Genomic DNA, 7,720 nt, shown 5'->3' on the forward strand with positions numbered 1-7,720 from the left:
GGTCTTTAATAGCATCTCCTATTAAGTACATAATAACAGCGGGTGCTATTAGGCATGCAAGCATAAAGAGTGATTTGAGATAGCTTATGCCTCCCAATTTTATCGTGATTGCAATTCTTTGTAGTTTCGAATGTTCTTCAGTCTCTTTATATAATCGGCGGCCTTCCCAATAAAATATGAGGCCTAATACTAAAGTTATAGATACAATTAGTCCCATAATAATGCAAGTTAGTAATTATGCAGTACGTTAAGTTTATTCTTTACAAGACGAAGAATACGCTGTGGAGTATAATTCGCGGCATTTTTGAACTATTCTTTGTTGGTTGTTATTGTATTTCTTTCGGATTAAGTCATCACATCCTAACACGCGGATTGCAGCTTCATATCCTTTCAGCATAAAATAGAATCCGAAATCCTTTTGATCGCCAGTTATTAAATCATAAAATTCTTGAGGATCATGTATTTGTTTAATTAGACCGAAAGTGTCCATTTCCGGAAGGTCGTTTTGGTAGTTCTCGGTTAAAATTTCTTGGGGTGTCATACCCGCCGTTTGTTTTGCATGCTTGAAAAATTGTTGTGCGGTACAATCTCCATCGTTTAATCCGACAATAAATCCCATTGCGTAGATCTGTTCAAAGGTCGCTTTGTATATTGAGTTGTCCAGTTGGGAGGATTGCCGTGCTGATGCTACAAATGCAGTTGTCATAGCTTCCCAATCCAACATGCTTGCATCGGTTGTAAGGTCTTCGAGAAAATATAATTCCGGGTAATCTTTTTTATATTCAGCCATATTGAACATTAAGACTGAATCTTGTCCTTGAACTTTGTAATACCAGTATACATCGAGAGTTTCGTCGGTGTAGGAATAGATAATAGAATCTTGTATGGCGGCAAAGCATGGAGAATCACAGCATTCCGAGATACAACGATCTACCTCCGAAACCAAAGCATTCATTTCTGAATAAGGCTTATTCGTTATTTTTGATAGGATACTTGCTCTTTGTGCAACATCTAATGTGTCACAATATAAAATGCTGTTAAGGGATCCGCTCATGCTCACCAATTCCTGAAAAACACGCCCTTTAAACGGCTGTTTGAATTGGGTTTTCAGTTGTTCTAACGGTGAAGGGGCTGACGGCTGCTGTGTGGAGTTTGTTTCCGTTCTCGTATTGATAAATGCGGTTTTTTTGTGAATTAAAAAATATCCGCATAGAACCGTTATTATACACAGCAGAGAGATGATTATTCGTTTCATGGTATTTGGTTAATAAAGGCTTGTCAATTTCCCGTCGGTGAAAACTAAAATAGAGTATTTGGGCGTTGATGCACCTACGCTGTCGGCAAATCCCATCAGTAAGGTTAAAGCCATTGCTTCTTCGCCGGAAAGTTGCGTCATCGCTGCGGCGACTTGCATGTCTTGTTTGTCCTTATTGAAAGTCCATGTTTCAACCCTGTGCCCGGATCGTATGCTTTTTCCTATATCGTATGATTTTATGTCAATTACCTCCTGACACATTTGTTGGGTCATGCCGAGTTCGAGTTTTCCTTGATAAATAAGCGAGCCGTATCGTTGACCATATTTTCGGATGAATGCTTGCTTTTTTTGTTCTTCAGTCTGATGTTTCTGCTTTTCATCTGCGAGTTTCAGAGAATCTTTTATTCGTTGTTGTGCCACAAACGCCTTAGTAATTGAGTCTCGTGCTCGTTCTTTGGCGCGCTGCTGAATCTGATATTCACGAGGGGATAATCCGTCTTTCCATTTCCCTGTTTCGGTATGTCCGGTGGCGGCAAAAACCATTGTTCCCTCGTCCGGTGCGCCGTTATAGAGCCGCCCGATAAACTTGTCCCCGGCCGCGTCGGTAATTTCCATGTTGACTGTTCCTGTAAATGGGACGATATTACCCTCAAAAACGCATCCAGCTGGAATTTCCCATTTGTGATTTGCTCTTGTTATTTCCGTGATGCTTCCGTAGCGATATTTGCCGCTTGACGGGGCGTCGGATATGAAATTTCCCTCGAACGTGTCGCCATTGGCATATTCGATTTTACCGTACCCGAAGTGTCCGTCGGATAGCCTTCCAGTAAAACTATCCCCATCTTTCGTTGTTAATGTGCAATCAAAAGTGCCTGTATAAGGTTTTTTATCTTTGATTGTTCCTGTAAAACTGCAATTAGCCGGGTAGTGCCATATCTTATATCCCAGCGTAATATCTCCCTCGGAGGCAAATATCATCGTTCCAAGGCCGGAAGAAAAAATCATCTTTCCATTTTGGATGGAACTCTCGCTAATTTCTCCTTCAAAAATATCTCCGTAGGCAAATTTGTAAGTTCCACGCTTACATTGATCATAACACCATTCTCCATTGAGTTGATCCCCGTTGGCAAAATACATGATACCCGTGCCATGCTTAAATTTCATTTTTCTAATAATGAATCCTTTGGGGCTGACTTTTCGGATTTCTCCGACATATTTGACGCCATTCTCGTATTTAATGGTGGCGCGTTTGGGTTTGGATGATTGGGCGAAACTGTTAGGGCTGGTGAACAGTAAGCCGATTAGGATTGTAAGTAAAAGTAGACGTTTCATAATTGCGAAGTTTTATGCCATATACGAGCCGGAGACTTTTTGCCATTCATATTGATAGATATGCGCTTGGGACCTTTCTCAATTTGTAACAAATCACTATTCCGACCAAGGAATTTTCCGATTTCGGAAGATATTGTCATATTCCGTGCTTCAATTGTGCTCTTACGTGCATATAGCCCCTGCATTTGAATATACTGGGTTGTAAAATGACGTTCGAAGTTCCTTGTGAAATCGTGCGAGTGGAAATCCGGTGCAGGGAGGTGCTTGTAGATATACTCGCGTAATGCGCGAATGCCAATTTCTTGCAAGATCGTGTGTACGGTAGTTTTAGGCATGGTAGTAAACATTGTTGCCACCCAGCCCCGACTTGGCATGATTACAAAAAGAAAGTGTGGAGCTGCCCGGTTTATTCGAATAGAGGTTCTGGAATACCTTTGCTGAAATAAACTGACACAAGACCCCACACCTGTATAGTATGGGGATTATGATCTCGCATACCAATACAAGTGATGAGTGTCGTCGTTTACCCTCAGCAAATTGAATTTTCCAGATTCCTATTCGAGGTTAAATCGAAACACTTTCACCAATATACGCCGCTTGCGCGACAAGACAAAGGTAAAAAAATATTTCGCAATTGACGACACCCATCGGGGCCTTGTTGTGCAAATTTCGCCAAACATGCTTTCGGGTATTATCTACGCAGGGATGCAGATATAATAAAAAAGCCGGAGCCTTCGAAGGCTCCGGCTTCACTCGCGGCACGATGGGGTTATTTGAAAGTTATATTATACCTTTGACAATGATAAAAGAAAGTGGCTATATCCACATCATCGTGATTTTTGATACACCAGTCAAACATTTCATCGCATTCAGTAGGATCGTAATCGGGATGCCATTTACTTACCAAGTGGAAAAGTCGTAACCCTTCTTCGGGCCCAAATTCACTGGCGAGAGCTTGTCCGATGGATTTCCAGACGGCACGTCCAACAGTGATATCAATCTGTTTTTTCTGAATTATTATTATCAGTGAATATGCCCGTTGTTTTGTGGCTACATCCATTACGGCTTTTCGAGCCTTCTTCACCCTGCGCGGCGCACTGTATTTGTTCGGCTTGTAATACAAGTACGGAGGAGCATCAGGGGTGAAATAGGGTTGAGGGTCATAGCTGGCCACACGCAGCCTTACGACATCGCTGCCACTTTCATCGACGATTAGTGGCGTCCGTTCTTGTATTTCGTCCACGAGAGCATAAAAGTGAGCTTTATGGCGTTCAGGATAAGCTATTCGAAAGATGCAGCATAATCCATCGCCTCCAACAGATAGCCCAGCATAGCATAAACTGCTGATTCTTTCTTTCAACATATTTTTGACCAAGTTCCATCGCCCTTTTACACGGGGATTCTGTTTCCCATCAATGTCGATGCAGATATAGCTGCTATGAAGATGATGAAGCCTCTTTTTGGCGCGGGTGTCGAATACCCCGGCAACGGTTACGCACGGTATCTCGAATTTCTTGATTTTGGCGCGTATGTCCGGATCTTTAGTGCCTCGATATTCGTCTACTATATTTTGGTAGGAGGCTGTTAATAAAAATGTCCATAAATCGACCGTTGCGACAGGGATTGTGCTAACTACGTTTGCAAAGAGCGAAACTTGAGGCCCAACTATGTCTTCAGGAATCCTAACAACGGTGTTTGTCCTTGAGAGTGTGAGTTTATTGTTTTGGTTCATTGCGTTTGAAATTATCATTTTATCCGATGGTTTTGGATATGATTTTGTTATTCAGTGTGTTGTGTATTGATTTGCTGCCTGTTTCTTGTATGTTTCCAGTCCGGTTATTGCTCTGAGAAATAAGACGGGATGTTTTAAGTCCCGTCATTATCCGCTTTCTCGTCACCATCTTTCCCGCCCCAATTACTCTCGACTTTCCTATCATATTTTTGCGAGTTCACATCCACCTGCTTCCGCCAACTGACGAAAGATTGCATAATACGTGTTGGTGTCTTTGTAGGCGGTTCCTTCTGATAGAATGCATAATCCATCAATACTCTGAATGCTCTTAAATGGAGCCGTTCCGGCATTAATTTAATAGATTCGTAAAATGAGATGAAACACACAAAGGATTCTCGGGTTTTTTGTCTCCGGCGCTTCTTGGGAGCTTCCTCCTGTAGTTCGATAAATTCATTCAGTTCGTCTTCAGAAATGTCGGCCAGTGCTTCCAAAGGGTTAAATTCTGTTTTCATAAATTTTTTAATTATTAAGTTTTTTTAATTGTTCTTTACAGTATTGCCCGACGGTGGGGATTGAATTCTCTTTCATCCAGTCTTCGATTTCCTGTCGGATGAACACCAAGCGCCGTCCCCCGTGGGCGGGTCTATGAAATGGGATGAGTCGTTGATGTGTGAACTTGTAGATCGTGGCCTTTGAATAGCCTGTAAGTTTAATCACATCATTGATGCCCATAATTTCTGGTGGAGGTGATTCCGGCTTATTAGGATAAGAGTTGGGGCGATTGCCGAAGCCGAGGCTCACGCAGAGTTCGATAAATTGCTTTACCGAGAGTCCCGCGATGGGGAAATCATCCCCGAATTTTGAGAAAGAATTAGTATGCATAATCTTAAAAAATTAAGTTATGCCCTCCTAATACGAATGGATATTTTGACAGTATTTTGATTTTATTATAAATATTCCTTATAAATATTGATTGTCAATATTTTGTGTATTTTTATTTTGAAGATTTTATATCGTTTTTTTATGGATTAGACAAAAAATATGACTGGTGTTCCCAGTCATATTGTATTGATTATAAGATGTAATGTAGGAAAAGATACTATTGGCTGAAGTTTTTTTGCTTTTTTTATGCGGTTTTTGTGTCGTTTATATAATTTATCCTGTTATATGAATTTTATATCCTGTTATATAAATCTATGCCGACGAAATATTTTTTCTAATTCTCTGAAAATACATTTGTCTTTTGGGCTATGGTTGGCAACAGTTTTAACTTTGTTTGCCATATGCCAGACTGTGTTATAGGAGTTGATTTTCAATTCGGTCATGAGCCATTTAACAGATACTTTTCGGGGGTAAAACGATATTGCATAGATGACATAGCTCCATTTAACTAAATCGATGCGTGTCTTGAAAAATATTGTCTCTTGCAGGATAGACCATTGTATACTGCAATGATGGCAAAGAATATTTTTTGAAGCGTATTTGCTTCTGCTGTGGGTGTTGAATCTTTCGCATTTAGGGCAATATGTTCTCTTCCAAATTTCATTGTAAATTAGGTCAAGGATGTCGTTTTCAGAACCTACTCTTTCTGAAAAGTCATCGTAATCTACTATGTCTTCGTACATTAGAATCCAAAATAATTTTGCAACTTGATTATGCCGTCCTCATGCTTTTGTGGATTTTTCCTTTTCAGCTTTCTAATATTGAGTAGCTTCCATTGAACCGACGGATAATGCTGGAAATCTTGGTATTCCGATGCGTCCCAATCCGGCGTCCCGTCCTCGAATCCGAGTAAAAATGCTTTGTCGGTCGGTGTCAGATGGTCGTTGATATACTCGACCAGTCGGCGGCGGGTCGCTTCGTACTGCTCGTAGGTGAACGGCGTTGAGGACATGCCCTCAAATTGGTTGGTCAGGGCGTCGCGCTGGTCGTTGAAATTAGGATTAAGGGACTCCAAGATCGGGCGGTCGCTTCCCAGCAGGCAGAAGATGAAACCGCGCTTGATCTGGTCAAAGTCTTTGATATAATCGAGCATCAGACTTACATCGAACAGGTCGCGCGGGTGCTGGCGGTCGAGTGCCGCCGTGATCTTGCCACCGTAGAGTTGTGACAGCGGAACGATGCGGGCTCTGCAGAATACGCCGAAATCTTCTTGGGCGAGGTCGCATAAGGGCAATTCGATGGGCGGTGCGATAATGCCGCGCTTCACGTCGTTTACCTCTACTTTGACGAAATGCCCGTTATGGGTGCAGATCAATTTGTTGGGAACTTCGCGTATTGCAATGCCCGGTATTGCAGCCTCGATCTTTGCCTTTATCGCTTTCAGCCGTTCTTTGATATGGGCGAGGCTTGCTTCCCGCGGCTCGACGGGAATATAGGTCAGGTCGATGTCTACCGAATATCGCGGCAGATTTTGCACGAACAGATTGATTGCCGTGCCGCCGTGAACGGCAAAACATTCTTCCGTCGAAATAATCGGGATGATGCGGAGCAACAGCCGCACGCGCTCTTTGTACTCTTGATTAATCATTTTTCAGTTCTGCCGGAATAGTGATTTGGTATTTCTTATCGTAAACGCCTCCTTTGGCGATTACCCGCTTGCCACTGCCGAGGTCTATTTTGTCGAGGTTGAGGGCCCCGAACCACGCATGATGGGCCTTTTCGGCCATAAAGAGGAACAGCCGCTTCACTTTGACGGAACGGCACTCCTCCAACAGTCGTTGCACATTCTTTGGCGGGAGTATCGACAGCATTTCCATCACATAATAGAGGTCGGTAATGTCGTAATATTGCGGAGCGAGGTGCAGACACTCCATAAATGCCCGTTCTGGGGTAGAGATCGGCAACTCGAAAACCCCTTGTCGGGTGGTGGTGATTCCGGTGTCGGAATTGAATATTTCGGTGGTAAACAGCCGGAGCGTAACTCCCCAGTCGTATTTTCTGAACCAAAGCGGTAAATACTCCTTTTGTGGCGCAGACAGCGAAACGGTTGGCCTGCCCATCGGGAGGTAGTGCGAATATCCGTGTATCTCCAATGCCGACATGGCTCCGATTGTCAGATGTTTGTCAGCCTGTGTATTGAGGCTGTACATGGCTCCGTATAATGTAGGCGTATCGCCCGTGCGGATCATTGCACCCGTGCCTATGGGGGTCAGCCAAGCGGATTCGACGTATCTGTGTTGGGTGGAATGCGGTATGTTATTTTGCTTCATCCACGAGGTCAGATACACGGCTCCAGCCGGAACCTCTTGCAGTAATTGGTTTATTTTCGACTCGTTTTTTACGCTCATAGCGCAAATATACAAAAAATATTAAACCATTGTTGGCCTATTACAAAACTTTTGCTGCCTCGTTGATTACCTTGTTGTCGAAGCTGTCGAGGTAGGTGTTGGTCGTCTCAA

General features: G+C 42.9%; 8 protein-coding genes. All 8 read right to left on the bottom strand.

The window, feature by feature from the left end:
• Window positions 1–217: hypothetical protein (locus RDN93_RS21010; RefSeq protein ID WP_308747289.1), on the bottom strand; the 217-nt coding region annotated here is incomplete at its 3' end.
• Window positions 218–253: 36 nt separating this feature from the next.
• Complete coding sequence (locus RDN93_RS21015; RefSeq protein ID WP_130065260.1) at window positions 254–1,255, bottom strand: hypothetical protein; 1,002 nt, start codon at window positions 1,253–1,255, stop codon at window positions 254–256.
• 9 nt (window positions 1,256–1,264) lie between these two features.
• Window positions 1,265–2,587, bottom strand: coding sequence for a hypothetical protein (locus tag RDN93_RS21020; RefSeq protein WP_195496903.1), 1,323 nt, complete (start codon window positions 2,585–2,587; stop codon window positions 1,265–1,267).
• 769 nt (window positions 2,588–3,356) lie between these two features.
• Window positions 3,357–4,337: a BT4734/BF3469 family protein gene (locus tag RDN93_RS21025; RefSeq protein ID WP_308747290.1), complete on the bottom strand. Its 981-nt coding sequence runs from the start codon at window positions 4,335–4,337 to the stop codon at window positions 3,357–3,359.
• 116 nt (window positions 4,338–4,453) lie between these two features.
• A complete protein-coding gene (locus RDN93_RS21030) occupies window positions 4,454–4,831 on the bottom strand; it encodes a DUF6291 domain-containing protein (protein WP_118406208.1) in 378 nt (125 codons plus the stop codon).
• Window positions 4,832–4,838: 7 nt separating this feature from the next.
• Entirely contained in the window at window positions 4,839–5,201 is a 363-nt protein-coding gene (locus RDN93_RS21035; protein ID WP_018694601.1) for an AlpA family transcriptional regulator, read from the bottom strand.
• Between the two features lie 742 nt (window positions 5,202–5,943).
• Complete coding sequence (locus tag RDN93_RS21040) at window positions 5,944–6,849, bottom strand: nucleotidyl transferase AbiEii/AbiGii toxin family protein (RefSeq protein WP_026318147.1); 906 nt, start codon at window positions 6,847–6,849, stop codon at window positions 5,944–5,946.
• On the bottom strand, window positions 6,842–7,609 hold the full coding sequence (locus RDN93_RS21045) for a type IV toxin-antitoxin system AbiEi family antitoxin (protein WP_022332320.1): 768 nt from the start codon (window positions 7,607–7,609) through the stop codon (window positions 6,842–6,844). The genes RDN93_RS21040 and RDN93_RS21045 overlap by 8 nt, the downstream gene beginning before the upstream one ends.
• Window positions 7,610–7,720: the final 111 nt, after the last annotated feature.

Origin of the sequence: uncultured Bacteroides sp., assembly GCF_902491285.1 — a bacterium.
Lineage (GTDB): Bacteria > Bacteroidota > Bacteroidia > Bacteroidales > Bacteroidaceae > Bacteroides.